Source organism: Embleya scabrispora (genome assembly GCF_002024165.1).
Taxonomy (GTDB): domain Bacteria; phylum Actinomycetota; class Actinomycetes; order Streptomycetales; family Streptomycetaceae; genus Embleya; species Embleya scabrispora_A.
The window spans coordinates 489,378-504,669 of sequence record NZ_MWQN01000004.1 but is presented as its reverse complement, the minus strand read 5'-3'; the positions used below and the strand labels follow the sequence as shown (position 1 = coordinate 504,669).

13 protein-coding genes are annotated in these 15,292 nt (G+C 70.9%); 9 read left to right on the top strand and 4 right to left on the bottom strand.

The window, feature by feature from the left end:
• The first annotated feature begins 22 nt into the window (after positions 1-22).
• Positions 23-694 carry a FadR/GntR family transcriptional regulator gene (locus B4N89_RS42745; RefSeq protein WP_078982011.1) on the top strand — a complete coding sequence of 224 codons (672 nt, stop codon included), beginning with the start codon at positions 23-25 and terminating at the stop codon, positions 692-694.
• 150 nt (positions 695-844) lie between these two features.
• Here B4N89_RS42745 and B4N89_RS42740 read toward each other — a convergent pair whose 3' ends face one another.
• A complete protein-coding gene (locus B4N89_RS42740; RefSeq protein ID WP_078982010.1) occupies positions 845-1,855 on the bottom strand; it encodes a hydroxyacid dehydrogenase in 1,011 nt (336 codons plus the stop codon).
• Positions 1,856-2,331: 476 nt separating this feature from the next.
• Here B4N89_RS42740 and B4N89_RS42735 point away from each other — a divergent pair, with 476 nt between their 5' ends.
• The 8 genes from B4N89_RS42735 (at position 2,332) to B4N89_RS42700 (ending at position 11,572) form a co-directional block, all read left to right on the top strand.
• Entirely contained in the window at positions 2,332-3,660 is a 1,329-nt protein-coding gene (locus B4N89_RS42735; protein WP_078982009.1) for a sugar ABC transporter substrate-binding protein, read from the top strand.
• Positions 3,657-4,628 (top strand): carbohydrate ABC transporter permease, encoded by a 972-nt coding sequence (locus tag B4N89_RS42730; protein WP_078982008.1) that lies wholly within the window; start codon positions 3,657-3,659, stop codon positions 4,626-4,628. Before B4N89_RS42735 ends, B4N89_RS42730 begins: the two co-directional genes overlap by 4 nt.
• Complete coding sequence (locus B4N89_RS42725; protein WP_078982007.1) at positions 4,625-5,491, top strand: carbohydrate ABC transporter permease; 867 nt, start codon at positions 4,625-4,627, stop codon at positions 5,489-5,491. The genes B4N89_RS42730 and B4N89_RS42725 overlap by 4 nt, the downstream gene beginning before the upstream one ends.
• Before the next feature lie 48 nt (positions 5,492-5,539).
• On the top strand, positions 5,540-6,916 hold the full coding sequence (locus B4N89_RS42720) for an alpha-L-fucosidase (protein ID WP_078982006.1): 1,377 nt from the start codon (positions 5,540-5,542) through the stop codon (positions 6,914-6,916).
• A gap of 51 nt (positions 6,917-6,967) precedes the next feature.
• Positions 6,968-8,401 carry a polysaccharide lyase 6 family protein gene (locus tag B4N89_RS42715; RefSeq protein WP_078982005.1) on the top strand — a complete coding sequence of 478 codons (1,434 nt, stop codon included), beginning with the start codon at positions 6,968-6,970 and terminating at the stop codon, positions 8,399-8,401.
• A gap of 35 nt (positions 8,402-8,436) precedes the next feature.
• Positions 8,437-9,861: a polysaccharide lyase 6 family protein gene (locus B4N89_RS42710; protein ID WP_078982004.1), complete on the top strand. Its 1,425-nt coding sequence runs from the start codon at positions 8,437-8,439 to the stop codon at positions 9,859-9,861.
• Between the two features lie 149 nt (positions 9,862-10,010).
• Entirely contained in the window at positions 10,011-10,829 is an 819-nt protein-coding gene (locus tag B4N89_RS42705) for a sugar phosphate isomerase/epimerase family protein (protein ID WP_078982003.1), read from the top strand.
• A 95-nt stretch (positions 10,830-10,924) separates the two neighbouring features.
• Positions 10,925-11,572: an SGNH/GDSL hydrolase family protein gene (locus B4N89_RS42700; RefSeq protein WP_078982002.1), complete on the top strand. Its 648-nt coding sequence runs from the start codon at positions 10,925-10,927 to the stop codon at positions 11,570-11,572.
• A gap of 24 nt (positions 11,573-11,596) precedes the next feature.
• Here the strand turns inward: B4N89_RS42700 and B4N89_RS42695 are convergent, their stop codons facing one another.
• The 3 genes from B4N89_RS42695 to B4N89_RS42685 form a co-directional block, all read right to left on the bottom strand.
• The gene (locus B4N89_RS42695) at positions 11,597-12,643 is read right to left on the bottom strand and encodes a LacI family DNA-binding transcriptional regulator (RefSeq protein WP_078982001.1); all 1,047 of its coding nucleotides are present in this window, start codon (positions 12,641-12,643) and stop codon (positions 11,597-11,599) included.
• A gap of 150 nt (positions 12,644-12,793) precedes the next feature.
• Positions 12,794-14,017, bottom strand: a complete 1,224-nt coding sequence (gene larC / locus B4N89_RS42690; protein WP_078982000.1) for a nickel pincer cofactor biosynthesis protein LarC — start codon at positions 14,015-14,017, stop codon at positions 12,794-12,796.
• Positions 14,014-15,243 (bottom strand): lactate racemase domain-containing protein, encoded by a 1,230-nt coding sequence (locus tag B4N89_RS42685; protein ID WP_078981999.1) that lies wholly within the window; start codon positions 15,241-15,243, stop codon positions 14,014-14,016. The genes larC and B4N89_RS42685 overlap by 4 nt, the downstream gene beginning before the upstream one ends.
• Positions 15,244-15,292: the final 49 nt, after the last annotated feature.

Sequence of the window (15,292 nt, the reverse complement as noted above, 5' to 3'; positions counted from 1 at the left end):
GACCTCTGGAGGGATCATCGGCATGGCTGTGACGGACGAGGCCATCGACAGGATCAAGGAGATGATCGTCTCCGGGGAGCTTCGGCCCGGCGACAAGCTTCCGAAAGAGGCGGACCTGGCCACCACGCTGGGGTTGTCGCGCAACTCGCTGCGCGAGGCGGTCAAGGCGTTGTCGCTGATCCAGATCCTGGACGTACGGCAGGGCGACGGCACCTATGTGACCAGTCTGGAACCCGGTCTGTTGATGGGCGCGATCGGGTTCGTCGTGGACTTCCACCACGACAAGAGCGTGCTCGACTTCCTCCAGGTCAGACGGATCCTGGAACCCGCCGCGACCGCGCTCGCCGCGACCCGGATCGACGTCGCGGGGGTCGCCGAGCTGCGCCGCCTCGCGCAGGTCGACGAGCCGCGGCCCACCACCGAGCAACTGATCGAGCAGGATTTGCGGTTCCATCGGGCGATCGCGGGCTTCAGCGGCAATCCCGTGCTGTGCTCGCTGCTGGACTCGCTGTCCAGTCCCACGATGCGCGCCCGGCACTGGCGCGGCCTGACCCAGAGCGGTTCGTGGGAGCGTACGGTGCGCGAGCACCAGGCGATCGTGGACGCGCTGGAGAGCGCCGACGCCGAGGCCGCGCGAGCGTGGTCGACGGCGCACATCGCGGGCGTCGAGCAGTGGCTGCGCAAGGTGGCCTGACGCGGTCGGGCCCGGCCGGCCCACCCGGCACCGACGCGGACCGCGTCGGTGCCGATTCCGCTTGCCCGGACCCCGGCACGCGGTGGAGCATGACCTCGCGCGATGTCGCCGATCCCACTGCTCGGCCCCGGCCGGCGGTGCCCGCGGGCGTCAAGCCAATGACGCGGCGTGGGCGGGGTCGATGGCGTGTCGAAGCGGCCGGCCCTCGGTGAGGCGGCGGACCTCGTCGAGCACGAGCCGACCGAGGCGGTGGCGTTCGGCGCCCATGGCGCCGGCCAGGTGCGGTGTCAGGACGACGTTGGGAAGGGTGAACAGTGGCGAGTCGGCGGCCGGGGGCTCGGGGTGCGTTACGTCGAGTACGGCGGTGAGGTCGGGCCTGGCCCGCAGGACCTCCGTGGCGGCGCTCTCGTCGATCAGCGCGCCCCGCGCGGTGTTGATCAGCGTCGCGCCCGGCCGCATGGAGCCCAGCAGTCGCGCCCCGATCGAGCCGCGGGTCTCGGGCAGCAGCGGCGCGTGGAGGCTGACGACGTGGCAGCCGGCGAAGAGTTCGTCGATGGAGACCAGCCGGACCCCCGCGCGCTCGGCGGTGTCCGAGGAGGCGACGGGATCCGTGGCGAGGACCTCGACGTCGAAGCGGGCCAGGTGGGCGGCGACGAGCCGGCCTATGTGCCCGAGCCCCAACAGGCCCACCCGTGACCGGTAGGCGCCCGGGACGTCGGGATTGGTGGGGAAGCGGCGGTGGTGTGCCACCTCCCGCGCGATGTGGTGGGCCTGCTTCAGTCCGAGCAGGACATGGGCGAGGGTGAACTCCGCCACCGGAACGGCGTTGGCCGCGGCGGCCGAGACGATCGGGATGTCGCGTTCCCAGAAGGCGGGAGTCGTCAGATGCCGGACGGATCCCGCCGCGACGAGAACCGCCCGCAGCCGAGGGGCATGTGACAGGAGGGCGTCGTCCAGGACGGGTGCGCCCCAGCCCGTGAGCAAAAGGTCGACGTCCCGCAGCACATCCGGGTCCGCGTCGAGCTCCTGCCGGGTGAGGGGCGGACCCTGCCAGTGCACGAGCCGGCCGAGCCCGGCCAGCACTTCGGGCGGGTAGACGTCGGCCCGGCGTGCTTCCTCCATGACCAACAGCGCGGTCGGTACGGTGGCCGGTTCGTTCATGGCGGGTCGGTCTCCTCGGCCTGTCCGATCGTGGACCGACAGCCGGACGATCGGCGGTCCCTGCTCGGATGCGGTGGCAAACGTCTGACGGAATGTCGCGATTGGTACGGCCTGGTCCGGGTTCGGCGCGGCCCGGCCTGTGTGTTGTCCGGCCCGAAGCTCACGGAAACCATACATCGGATCATTGAAATGTCATCGCTGTGACCTTGACTGCTCGATCTTCTCGACTCGGACGACTACTCGCCGTTCCCGTCGGGGCCCAAAATGCGCGCGTAAGAGCCCATCCACAGGTGCCGGGCCGTCTTTCCCGCCCGTCGGATCACGTGGGGGCGGTGCGGGAGCGTGCCGGACGAGTCTTCTCATCGGCTGTTGAAACCTCTCGTATTCATCGGACTATTGACCGGCGAATCGGACCCCGTTACCGTCCCAGCAAGCGCTTTCCAGGCCACGGTGATCCGGCGAAAACAGGAGTAGTCATGCAAAGGTCGCGATGGATCGGTGCCGGGGCCCTCGCCTCCGCCCTGATCCTCACCAGCTGTACATCCGGGCCTGCGGGAGTGGATGCCAAGCAGAACTCCAAGGCGCCTCTCGAACTTTGGACCCGGACGACGCCGGGCGGACCGGGCGAGAAGGGCGCGCAGGAACTGGCCGCCGCCTTCGAGAAGGCCACCGGCTTCAAGGTCGAGGTCACGGCCATCTTCGACGACTTCGAGACCAAACTGCAGCAGCGCGCCGCCCAGAAGAAGCTTCCCGACATCGTCATGAACGACGCGACGCAGATCGGGACCATGCACAGCCAGGGTCTGCTCCGCGAGATCGACATGGGCAAGATCAAGGACAGCGCCCAGATCATCGGTCAGGGGCTCCAGTCCGGGAAGAGCCTGGACGGCAAGCAGTACGGCCTCCCCATCTCCGCGCAGGCGTCCGCGCTGCTCATCCGCAAGGACTGGCGCGAGAAGCTCAAGCTCGAGCCCCCGCGGACCTGGGACGAGTTCGCCGCGATGGCCGCGGCCTTCACCACCCAGGACCCCGACGGCGACGGCAAGAACAACACCGCCGGGCTCGCCGCGCCGCTGTCCACCAAGCGCGGCTACGCCTCCTGGTACTTCTCCAACTTCCTCTGGGCCGCGGGCGGCGACTTCATCACCGAGACCGGCAAGGGCAAGTACAAGCCGGCGATGACCACCCCTGCATCGGTGCAGGCCATGCAGTGGTTCCGCGACCTCGGGTGCAAGACCAAGGCGATCCAGCCCGGCGCCGTGACCATGGACACCCCGCCGACGAACGAGACGTTCGAGGCGGGCAAGGCCGGGATGTACGTCGTCGGCCCGTACCTGCTGCCGCGCTTCGACAAGTCGCTCGGCGCGGACAAGTACGAGGTCGTGCCGATGCCCAAGGGCCCGAAGGACGCCACCGTCCTCGCCGAGGGCAGCTCCGTCTACCTGATGGCCGGCTCCGACAACCGCGCCGGCCAGGACGCCTTCGCGAGCTTCGCGGTCTCCGTCGAGGGCCAGAAGAAGGGCATGGAGGGCACCACCGGCTACACCGTGCAGATCCCCGTCAACACCAACGTGGACATCGCCCAGATCCGCACCGACCCGCGCTGGAAGACCTACGCCCAGGTGTACCAGGACTCCGGGCGCTACGCGCCCTCCATCCCGAACTGGACGCCGGTGCGACAGGTGACGGCGGACGCGGTGAACGCGCTGATGGCGGACTGCGGTCTCGACATCAACGCCAAGTTGCGCGAGCTCGACAAGCAGCTCGCCGACATCCTCAAGGAACAGGGGATCGCCGCGTCATGAGCCTCGACCAGGCGGATCCGGCCGCCCTGCCGGCGACCGGCCCCGCCCCGCGAAAAGTGGGCCGCCGGGGTGGCGGGGCCGCCGACCGCCGGGTGCGCGGCCGCAGAGGAGGCCGGTGGTGGACGCCGTGGCTGTTCCTCGCCCCGGCGCTGATCCTCTCGCTCTACTTCAAGTTCATCCCCATGGTCAACGCGGTGACCATGTCCTTCCAGGAGGTTCAGCCCTACCTGGGAAACCGCTGGGTCGGCACCGACAACTACAGCACGGTGTTGCAGTCCCACGGGTTCCGCGAGGCCGTGTGGCACACGATCGTGCTCGCCGTCGGCCAGACCTTCGGCGCGATGGCGCTCGGCTTCGCACTGGCGCTGCTGATGGAGGGGCAGAGCCGTCGACTGGGATTCGTGCGCTCCGCCGCGTTCCTTCCCGTGGTGGTGCCGATGGCGGTCGTCGCCGAACTGTGGCGGATCATGTACCACCCGACCGGCGACGGCATGCTCAACTCCATTCTCGCCCTGGCGGGAATGGGCCCCTCGGGGTTCATCAACGACCCCGACACCTCGATGGCGTCCATCATGGTCACCGGCATCTGGCGCGGCGCTCCGTACGACATGATGATCTTCCTCGCCGGTCTGACGAGTGTGGACCGCGGTCTGTACGAGGCGGCCAGGGTCGACGGCGCCTCCCGGTGGCAGCGGGTGCGGCACGTGACGGTGCCCGGGCTGCGTTCGGTGTTCTCGATCCTGTTCATCCTCGCCGCGATCCGCGGACTGCGGGTGTTCACCGAGGTGTTCCTGCTGACCAACGGGGGGCCCAACGGCTCCACCGAGGTCGTCATGACCCTCATCTACAAGCTCGGACTCGAGCAGAACCGGCTCGGTGTCGGTGCGGCGGGAGCGGTCCTGCTGTTCGCCGCGACGCTGATCCTGACCATCATCGTCCAACTGCTGCGGCGGAGGGAGAGCAAGTGAGCGAGTCGACCGAAACCGCGCTGGGCCTGACCGAGAGCCGCAGCATCGGCGGACGGATCCTCAAGGCCGTCGTCTACCTCCTGGTCCTGACCATGTTCGCGGGCCCGCTGCTGGCCCTGCTCGTCGGTGCCTTCGGCGACATCAAGGACCCGACGCAACTGAGCATCGTGCCCTCCGGCTTCACCCTGGAGAACTTCGACATCGCCTTCGACCAAGGGGTGCTGAAGTATCTGCTGAACTCCTTCTTCGTCGTCGGCTTCGGGCTGCTGCTCCAGGTGTCCGTCTCCGTCCTGGCCGGATACGCGCTGGCCAGGAAGGTCTTCCCCGGAATGACGCTGGCGTTCGTCGCCATCCTGGCGACGCTGATGCTGCCCGAGGAGATCCTGGCCATCCCGCTGTCCGTCGTGCTCGCCGACCTGCCGGTCGTGCACTTCAACCTCATCGGCACCCTCGCCGGAATGATCGTTCCGCTGGGCGCCTGGGGGTTCTCCATCCTCGTGATGACCGAGTTCATGAAGGACGTGCCGCGCGAACTGGAGGAGGCGGCGCGCATCGACGGCGCCGGGGACTTCCGGATCTTCGCCCAGATCATCCTGCCCATGTGCAAACCCGCGCTCGGCGTGATCGGGGTCTTCGGCTTCACCATGATCTGGGACCAGTACCTGCTGCCCCTGCTCGTGGCCACCGACTCGTCCTCGTACACGCTGCCGCTGGCGCTGCGGACCCTGCGGATCGACCCGGCCGTGACCCCCGGCGTGGTGATGGCGGCCTCGCTGCTGGCGCTGCTGCCCTCGGTGATCGTCTTCCTGTTCTTCCAGCGGTCCTTCGTCAGCGGCCTGTCCTCCGGGGCACTCAAGGGCTGACCCGCACACCTGTCGGCCCCACCTCCAGACGAGAAAGAGCGATACCCCATGACCGCGAGCGCTGACACCCCGCAGGCGCGTCCGTCCGCGACCCCGGAACCCGAGGCCGGCCCGGACACGAACTGGTTCACCACCGCCAGGTTCGGCATGTTCGTGCACTGGGGTCTGTACTCCCTCGCCGCACGGCACGAGTGGGTGAAGAACCGCGAGGAACTGACCGACGAGCAGTACCAGGTGTACTTCGACCACTTCGACCCCGACCGCTACGACCCCGCCGAGTGGGCCAGGGCGGCCAAGGCGGCGGGCATGCGCTATGTCGTGCTCACCACCAAGCACCACGACGGCTTCTGCCTGTGGGACAGCGCCCTCACCGAGTACAAGGTCACCAACACCCCGTACGGCCGCGACCTGGTGGGACCGTTCGTCGAGGCGTGCCGCGCCGAGGGGCTCAAGGTCGGCCTCTACTACTCGCTGATCGACTGGCACCACCCGTCCTTCCCCGTGGACGGCACCCACCCGCAGCGCGACGACGAGGCGTTCAAGGCCGCCAACGCCGACCGGGACATCCGCGAGTACCAGCGCTATCTGCACGGCCAGGTCCGCGAACTGCTGACCTCGTTCGGACGGATCGACTACCTGTTCTTCGACTTCTCGTACGTCGGACGCAGCTGGTGGGGCGGCAAGGGGCCCGACGACTGGGACTCTCCGCAGCTCCTGAAGACGATTCGCGAACTGCAGCCGCACGTCCTCGTCAACGACCGGACCGGCCTTCCCGGCGACTTCGTCACCCCCGAGCAGTACCAGCCCTCCGGTCCCATGACGGAGAACGGGCGACCCGTGGTGTGGGAGGCCTGCCAGACGCTCAACGGCAGTTGGGGCTACGACCGGGACAACCGGGACCACAAGAGCCCCGACCTGCTGATCCGAATGCTCGTCGACGGAGTGTCCAAGGGCGGCAACCTGCTGCTCAACGTGGGGCCCGACGGCCGCGGCGCGCTCGACCCGCGCGACACCGCCATCCTCGACGAGATCGGCCGGTGGACGCGGCTGCACGAGCGGTCGATCCGCGGCTGCGGCCCGTCCTCGTACACCGCCCCCGCCGAATGCCGGTACACCCAGCGCGGCGACCGGCTCTACGTGCACCTGTTCGCCTGGCCGCCGCGGCACCTGCACCTGCCGGGCCTGGCCGGCCGGGTACGCTACGCCCAACTGCTGGGCGACGCGTCCGAGATCGTCCCGGTCCACATCGACCCGGACCGGCCCGCGGTCAACACCGAGATGGGCGGCCAGCCCGCCGGAACGCTGACGCTTCAGATCCCGGTCGGCCGCCCCGACACCCCCGTACCCGTCATCGAACTGTTCCTGGACGCCCAGGCGAGCCAGGACGCCGAGGACACCACCCGGGACGCCCCGACCGCCGGCTGATCGCCGGCCGGAACACCGTCCGTACCTCCACCACATCCTCACGGAGGCACCATGCAACGCCGCACGTTCCTGATGGGTACCGCGGCAGGGGTGGCGCTGACCGCCGCCCCCGTCGGCGGAGCGCTGACCGCGAGCGCGAGCGCGGCCCCCAGGGCCGTCCGCACCCTGGACGAGCTTCAGGCCGCGATCGACCGGGCCCGACCCGGCGACCGGATCGTGGTGGCCGACGGGACCTACACCGTCCCCTCGGACCGCCCGCTCACCATTCGGAACAAGCAGGGCACCGAGCGCGCGCCGATCACCATCGCGGCTCGGACGCAGGGCGGCGTCATCCTGGAAGGCGAGCACAGCTTCGTCTTCGAAGCGTCGAAGCACATCACCCTCGGCGGCTTCTCCTTCAGGCAGCGGAACACGCTGGACATACCCCCGGACTGCGCGCACATCAGGCTCACCCGCAACGACATCCACCTGGCCGACATCGAGGGCGTGCACTGGGTGATGGTGCGCGCGGACGACAGCACCGTCGACCACAACCACTTCCACGGCAAGAGCACCCTCGGCATCTACCTCGGCATCGAGGGCGCGAACACCGAGGAGATGGCCCAGCGCGTCCACGTGTACCGCAACCACTTCTCCGACCACACCTTCACCGGCTCCAACGGCGGCGAACCGATCCGGCTCGGCGTCAGCCCCCGGGCCCTGTCCAGTGCCCACGCGATCGTGGAGTACAACCTGTTCGAGCGGGCCAACGGGGACCCCGAGGCGATCTCGGTGAAGAGCTCGGACAACACCATCCGGCACAACACCATCCGCAACAGTTTCGGCGGGATCGTACTGCGGCACGGCAACCGCAACCGGGTGGAGGCCAACCACTTCATCGACGGCACCGAAGGCGTGCGGATCTACGGCAACGACCATGTGATCGTCAACAACCACCTGTCCGGCCTGGCCGGGCGCGCCCTGGTGATCGGCAGCGGATCGGAGCGCGACCACCTGCCCGGCGAGACGCCCGAGGCGCGCCGCGGCAACGACGCCCCCGACCGCATCCTGATCGCCCACAACACCCTGGTGAACAACGGCGGCACGATCTCCGGCGAGAGCCAGCGCCCGCACGAGCCGCGCGATGTCACCGTCGCCGACAACCTGCTCGTCGCGGACACGGGCCAACTGGTCGCGATGGCCAACACCGTGCGCTTCACCTGGACGGGCAACCTCCTGTGGGGCGCCGCCGCGGACGGCAACATCCCCGCGGGCGGCGGTACCCGGGTCGACCCGAAGCTGGTGAAGGACGCGTACGGCATCGCCCGCCCGGCCGCCGGCAGCCCCGCGATCGACGCCGGCACGCCGCGCCGGCCGCGCATCACGCACGACATCGACGGTCAGCCCCGCACCAGGACGCCCGACGTGGGCGCGCACGAATACTTCCGCCGGGCACCGAGGTGCGGACCGCTGACCCCGGCCGACGTCGGTCCCCGGGCCGACTGAGCGCGCATCCGCCCCACTTCGATCCAGGAGGCACCATGCAACGACGCACGTTCCTCAAAGGCTCCGCCGTGGCCGCACTCGCCGCGGTACCCCTGACCACCTCGCTGTCGGGCAGCGCGTCGGCGGCCGATATACCGGTCACCTCGCTCAGCGCGCTCCAAAGCGCGATCAACGGCGCCGCGCCCGGTGACCGGATCGTCGTCGCCGACGGAACCTACACGGTCCCGGCGGGCGGCTCGATCAACATCTCCGGCAAGAACGGCACGAGCGCCGCACCCATCACCATCGTGTCGAAGACGCGCGGCGGCGTGGTGCTGCGGGGCGAACGCGGCTTCGTGTTGAGCAATTCGACCAACATCGTGATCAGCGGCTTCGCCTTCCGGCAGAGCACCACGCTGGAGATCCCGACGAACTGCTCGGCGATCCGGCTGACCCGCAACGACTTCCAGTTCGCGGACAACGGCGATCCGTACTGGGTCGTCGTCCGGGCGAACGACACGAAGATCGACCGGAACCACTTCCACAACAAGACCACCACAGGCATCTTCGTCGTCGTCGACGGTCCCAACAAGACCGACATGGCGCAGAATGTGCAGATCTTCCGCAACCACTTCTCCGACCACAGCTTCACCGGGGACAACGGCGGCGAGCCGATCCGCTTCGGCGTCAGCGGCCGGGCCCTGGCCAACGCCGGCGGAAAGGTCGAGTACAACCTGTTCGAGCGCTGCAACGGCGACCCCGAGGCCATCTCGGTGAAGTCCTCGGGCAACACCATCCGATACAACACCATCCGTGACAGCAAGGGCGGCATCGTGCTGCGCCACGGCAACGGCTCGACGGTCGAGGGCAACTACCTGATCGGCGGCTTCGACGGGGTGCGGATCTACGGCAACGACCATGTGATCGTCAACAACTACCTCAGCGGTCTGTCCGGCCGCGCCCTGGTGGTCGGCAGCGGCAGCACCCGTGACCACAACCCGAGCGAGACGGAGACCCAGCGGCGGGGCAACGACGCCTGCGACCGCACCGTGATCGCGCACAACACCCTGATCGACAACAACGGCATGTTGTCCGGCGAGACGCGGGCGTTCGAGCCGCGGGACGTGACCATCGCCGACAACCTGCTGGTCGGCGACTCCGGCGACCTCGTCGCCATGGGGGCCACCACCAACTTCACCTGGAAGAGCAACCTGCTGTGGGGGGCGGCCGGCAACGGCAACATCCCCGCCGGCGGCTTCACCCGGGCCGACCCCCGGCTCGCCCAGGGCGCGGACGGCGTGTTGCGGCTGACGGCGGGCAGCCCGGCGATCGGCGCGGCCACCGGCAGCACGGCCGTGGCCGACGACATCGACGGCGACCAGCGCGGCAGCGTACGGGACATCGGTGCCGACGAGTATTCGACGGGTCCCGCACTCCGGCACCCGCTCACCGCCGCGGACGTGGGCCCGAACGCTCCCTGAGCCACCACCGGTGACGGGGCACCGCACCCCCGACCGGTACGTCCATCCGACCCCGCCCGTGCATCCGAAGCGGTCCGCCCGGCCCCGTCCGGGCGGACCGCTCCGCACCCCGCAGACCAGCCACGGGCCGACCGCAGGAAGGCAGGGCCATGACCGAGGAGAGCCAACGGAGCGCGGTGGAGCGCCCCCCGCTCCGCCCGTCGGCCGCGCCGGACGCCGGGCGGATCCGGCCGGGCCTGTGCTCGGTCACCTTCCGCCGGCTGCCCGCCGCCGAGGTCGCGCGCCTCGCGGTCGACGCGGGCCTGGAGGTGATCGAGTGGGGAGCGGACGTACACGCGCCCGCGGGGGAGCCCGGCGCGGTCCGCGCGGTCCGTGAGGTCTCCGCCCGCCACGGGCTGGTCTGCTGCTCCTACGGCTCGTACTTTCGCGCCACTCCCGCCGAACTGGCCGGATTTCCGGCCGTCGCCCGGGCCGCCGTGCTGCTGGGGGCTCCCCGGATACGGGTCTGGGCGGGCGCGACCGGATCGCGCGAGGCCCTGCCGGAGGAGCGGCGCACCACCGTACGCGGCCTGCGGGAGGCGGCCCGGATCGCCGCCGACCACGGCTTGGAACTCGCGACGGAATTCCACGGCAACACGCTCACCGACACCGTGGCCTCGACCCTTCGGCTGCTCGACGAGGTGGACGCGGACAACGTCCGCACGTACTGGCAGCCGCCGCAGAACACTCCCGACGAGGAAGCGCTGGCCGGGCTCGTCGCACTCGGCGAACGGGTCACCGCCGTACACGTCTTCTCGTGGTGGCCGGGCAACAACCGGCTGCCGCTCGCGGACCGCCGGGACCTGTGGGTCGCGGCCCTGGGCCTGCAGGCGGGCCGGGGCGTAGAAGCGCTCCTGGAGTTCGTCCCCGGCGACGACCCCGCCGTGCTGGCGCGCGAGGCCCGGACGCTGAGGCGCGCCGCGGGATGAACCCCTCGACCCGACATGGTCGAGACTGTGATCCGGCGGGCCAGGAGCGGGATGTCCCGTCACCCGCCCCACCCATCGACGCCAGGACGGCAGGCATGCATTTCACGGACGACGACACGCTCCTGTTCATCGGCGACTCCATCACCGACGCGGGCCGCGACCGCGCGGATCCCGCGTCGCTCGGTGGGGGGTACGTGCACGAGATCGCCCGGACCCTGCGCGAGCGGGCGCGGCACGGGCCCGGCCCCCGCGTCGTCAACAGGGGGATCAACGGCAACCGCGTGTACGACCTCGAATCCCGCTGGAGCACCGACGTCCTGGACCACGGGCCCACGGTCGTCACGGTCAAGATCGGCATCAACGACACCTGGCGACGCTACGACCGCGACCTGCCCAGTCCGATCCACGAGTTCGAGGCGTGCCTCGACCGGCTGCTCGCGGCCACCGCGCACAAGTCGTCCGCACGGCTGGTCGTCATCACCCCGTTCCTGCTCCCGGTCGGGCCGGAGCAGGAACGCTGGTTCGAAGACCTGTCGCCGCGTACCGACGCCGTGCTGCGGGCGGCCGAGCGCAACGCGGCCCGGGTGGTTCGCGCCGACCTCCTGCTGCCCCGCGCGGCGCGGGAGCGGGAGTCGGCGGAGTTGGCCCCGGACGGGGTGCACCCGAGCCCGCTGGGACATCGGCTGATCGCCGACGCGTGGCTTGCCGAGGTCGCTCCCGCCGCCCACGACGCGCGGCGGTAGCCGACTCCGGGACCGCGTACCGCTCTACCCGCTCCGACGCGGGCCGCGCCGGGCCCGGGCCGTCGAGTCGCGGACGACCAGCTTGACCGGCAGGGTCATGGGCTTGCCGGTGCGCGGTGCCGGTTTGCCGCGCGAGGACAGCAGCGCGTCGACGGCGGCCCGTCCCTGGGCGCGCAGCGGGGCGGCGACGGTGGTCAGCCCGGGCCGCACGATGCGGGTCGGGAAGATGTCGTCGAAGCCGACCACGCTGACGTCCCGGGGAACCCGCACGCCGCGCGCCTGGAGGGCGAGCACGACCCCGATCGCCAGTTGGTCGTTGTAGGCCACGACGGCGGTCGGCAGGTCCTGGGGGAGCGCGTCGGCGGCTTCGCGACCGCCCGCGACCGTCGGCGCGAACGGGCCCACGCGCTGCACCCGCAGGCCCAGCCCGGTCGCCGCCTCGCGCAGGCTCCGCAACCGCATCCCGTCCGCCCACGAGGCCTCGGGGCCGGCCACGTAGGTCACCGTGCGATGGCCCAACCGGGCCAGGTGTTCCGCGGTCACGAGCATGCCGTGCGGGTTGTCCAGGGTGATGCTGGGCACGTCGGCGACGTCGCGGTTGAGCACGACCACCGGCCGCTGCTTCGCGGTCATCCGGATGGCCGAGTCCGACAGGCGGGTACCCGCCAGGACGAGCCCCTCGACGGCGGGCAACGCCCTTTCCAGGCTGGCGCGTTCCACCCGGTCGCTCTCCTGGGCGTCGATCAGCAGGAGCACGAAGCCGGCCTCGGCGGCGGCGGACTCGGCTCCCCGGATGATCTCGGCGTAGAACGGGTTGGTCACGTCGGAGACCACCAGCGCGAGCATCGAGGTGCGGCCGGTGGGCAATCCCGACGCCAACGGATTGACCCGGTAGCCGAGTTCCGCGGCCACCCGCCGGATGCGCTCCGCGGTCGCCGCGTTGACCCGGCCGGGTCTGGCGAACGCCCGGGACACGGTGGACGCGGCCACTCCCGCGGCCCGGGCGACGTCGTAGATCGTCGGCGCCTTCCCACCGGTCGCGGCGGTCGGTGCGCCGTCACGCTCGCTCACCCGATCTCACTTCCGTTCTCGCGGGAAGGCCCCGGTCCCGGGGCGGCGACACCGGTGGTCGGACGATGCCGCGGCCGCCCACGGGATGGGGAGGCAGCGCACTGTACCCCGTTTCGCCGCCGCCACCCACCGTGCGGCGGCGCTCCGGGATCAGGCGGGTTCGGGGGTGAGCGTGCGCGGGGTGGGGGCGCCGGTGGTCAGGGCCGCCCGCTGGGCGGCGGCGGTGGCGGCGGCGAGGACGACGTGGACGGGAAGGCCGAGCCGGGCGGCGAGGGCGGCGGCGGGCGCGAACTCGGGGGTCGCCTGGAGGATTCTGCCGCCGCGGTGGCCCACCTTGACGGGCAGGCGGTCGCCGAGGACGTCCACGAGGGTCCAGCCCCGTCGCAGCTCGGTCTTGCGGACCGGCCGTTCGCGGACGCCCAGGGTGGTGGTGAGGCGGAAGACCGCGTCGCGCAGGGGTTCGACCTCCCGCGGTGGGCACAGGACGGAGAGCGTGTGCGCGGGGCGGCCCTTCTTCATCAGGATCGGGGTCAGCCAGGCGTCCGAGGCGCCGGCCTCCATGAGCGAGGCGAGGACGCCGGGCCACACGCGCGGGTCCAGGTCGTCGATGTTGGTTTCCAGGACGACGGCTTCGGCGGCGTCCGCGGTCGTCGCCGGCACCGGGGTGCCGAGGAAGACGCGGGTGACGTTGGGGCGTCCGGGGATGTCCCGGCCGCCGGCCCCGACACCGGTGCGCTCGAGCCGCAGGTGCGGCAAAGGCGCGCACTCGCGGGCCAGCGTGGTGAGCAGTGCCAGGCCCGTGGGGGTGGCGAGTTCGCCCTCGCCGCCCGCGAACACCTGCCATTCGGCCGCGAGTTCGGCCACCGCGGGGGCGGGGACGGGCAGTTCGCCGTGCGCGGTGGTGACGCGGCCGAAGCCCAACGCCACGGGACCCGCTGTCAGTTCGGTCACGGTGAGGTCGTGCAGCGCGGCACACACACCGACGACGTCGGCGATGGAGTCCCAGGCACCCACCTCGTGGAAGTGCACCTCCTCCGGGGAGGTGCCGTGTACGTGTGCCTCGGCGACGGCGAGGCGGGCGAAGGCGGCCAGCGCCGACGTGCGGACCGGATCGGCCAGGGGCGCCTGCTCGATCAGGCGCCGTACCTCCCGCCACGTGCGGTGTGCGTGGTCGTGCGCGCTCGGCGTCACCTCGATCCGCGTCGCCCGCATGCCGGCGCGGGTGACCTGCGTCCGCTCCAGGCGTACTTCGCCCGGGACCACGGCCTCCACCGCCGCCCGCACGGCGTCCAACGCGGCCCCGGCGTCGACGAGGGCGGCGAGCAGCATGTCCCCGGCGATGCCGGCGGAGGCGTCGACCCACGCGGCCCTCACGGGCGCAACCGATGCAGGATCTCGCCGGCCTGCGGCACGACGAGGGTGTCCGGGTCGGCCGCGAACGCCGCGAAGTCCACGGCGGCGGGGTCCAGATGGCCGAGGTTCGCGCCGCGGACGACGTCTTCGGGAATGCCGGTCGCGAGGGTGACGGTCAACCGGCAGCGCTCGCCGTGCACTTCGTCGTACGTACCCGCGCCGCGCAGGTGTGTGGAGTGCGCCAGGACGCCCCAGTGCAGGTGCTTGAAGCGGTCCCACTGCTTGGTGAAGTAGTCGCGGCAGTGGTAGCCGATCCGCTCGATCTCCGGGTGCATCGCGGCGATCGTCCGCACGTGCGGCGCGTACAGGATGACCTCGCCGCCGTCCGCGACGACCGGTTCGAGCTTGTAGAAGCCCTTCGCCGCGGTCCAGATGTCCTCGTACTTCTCCGGGATCACGGACAACACCCGCCGCACGGGGGCGTCCAGGTAGCGCACGTGGACCTGCGCGGACACGTCGGCCGCCGCCGACCAGGCCGCCTCCGGCGTCCCGTACGCCATCGAGTGCAGTGCCCCGGTGCCGGATTCGACCACGACGCACAACGCGCGCCGGCGGCTCGGAATCAGCGCTGCCGCCTCGTGGATCAGCGCGCGCACCGGGGTGATGCCGCGCGTGCCGATGATCTCCGCGCTGGTGATCAGGGCCCCGAGCCAGTGCGACAGGTCGATGATGTCGGCGCCCGCGACGCCCGGGAAGAAGTACTTGTCCCCACCCGAGAAGCCGACCACCTCGTGCGGGAACACCGGGCCGACGACCAGGGCCACGTCGTGCTCCACGACGGCCCGGTTCAGGCGTACGTCGACCCCTTGGCGCAGCAGGCCGCCGGACAACTCGGCCACCCGCTCCGCGCCGATCGTGCCGACCGAGGCGAACGTCGACGGCTCCCACCACTCGTGGTTGAGGACGGTCATGCCCGGCAACGGCGGGATGTGGGCGGCCAGTTCGGCTTCGCCCATCGGCGCGTGCGTACCCAACGCGACCAGCACCGTCAACCGGGAGACCCGGCCGTACAGTGCCTCGTGCACCGCCGCGAGCAGCAGCGGAAGCGGGCAGCTGCGGGTGCCGTCGGGTACGACCAGGCAAACGCTCCGGCCGTCGAGGTCCTCGCCGGCCAGTTGTTCGGCGACGAAGGCTCGCACCCGGTCCTCGGCCAGGACGGTGCCCGGCCCACCGATCTGTGCTGTCATGGCGGCCAGGGGATCATGGCGTCCGACCCGGTGCAAGTGCCCGGGGCAA

Excerpts from the sequence above, each read along its gene's own strand:
- B4N89_RS42745 (WP_078982011.1), top strand. The coding sequence starts at position 23 with ATGGCTGTGACGGACGAGGCCATCGACAGGATCAAGGAGATGATCGTC.
- B4N89_RS42740 (WP_078982010.1), bottom strand. The coding sequence starts at position 1,855 with ATGAACGAACCGGCCACCGTACCGACCGCGCTGTTGGTCATGGAGGAA.
- B4N89_RS42735 (WP_078982009.1), top strand. The coding sequence starts at position 2,332 with ATGCAAAGGTCGCGATGGATCGGTGCCGGGGCCCTCGCCTCCGCCCTG.
- B4N89_RS42730 (WP_078982008.1), top strand. The coding sequence starts at position 3,657 with ATGAGCCTCGACCAGGCGGATCCGGCCGCCCTGCCGGCGACCGGCCCC.
- B4N89_RS42720 (WP_078982006.1), top strand. The coding sequence starts at position 5,540 with ATGACCGCGAGCGCTGACACCCCGCAGGCGCGTCCGTCCGCGACCCCG.
- B4N89_RS42715 (WP_078982005.1), top strand. The coding sequence starts at position 6,968 with ATGCAACGCCGCACGTTCCTGATGGGTACCGCGGCAGGGGTGGCGCTG.
- B4N89_RS42710 (WP_078982004.1), top strand. The coding sequence starts at position 8,437 with ATGCAACGACGCACGTTCCTCAAAGGCTCCGCCGTGGCCGCACTCGCC.
- B4N89_RS42705 (WP_078982003.1), top strand. The coding sequence starts at position 10,011 with ATGACCGAGGAGAGCCAACGGAGCGCGGTGGAGCGCCCCCCGCTCCGC.
- B4N89_RS42700 (WP_078982002.1), top strand. The coding sequence starts at position 10,925 with ATGCATTTCACGGACGACGACACGCTCCTGTTCATCGGCGACTCCATC.
- B4N89_RS42685 (WP_078981999.1), bottom strand. The coding sequence starts at position 15,243 with ATGACAGCACAGATCGGTGGGCCGGGCACCGTCCTGGCCGAGGACCGG.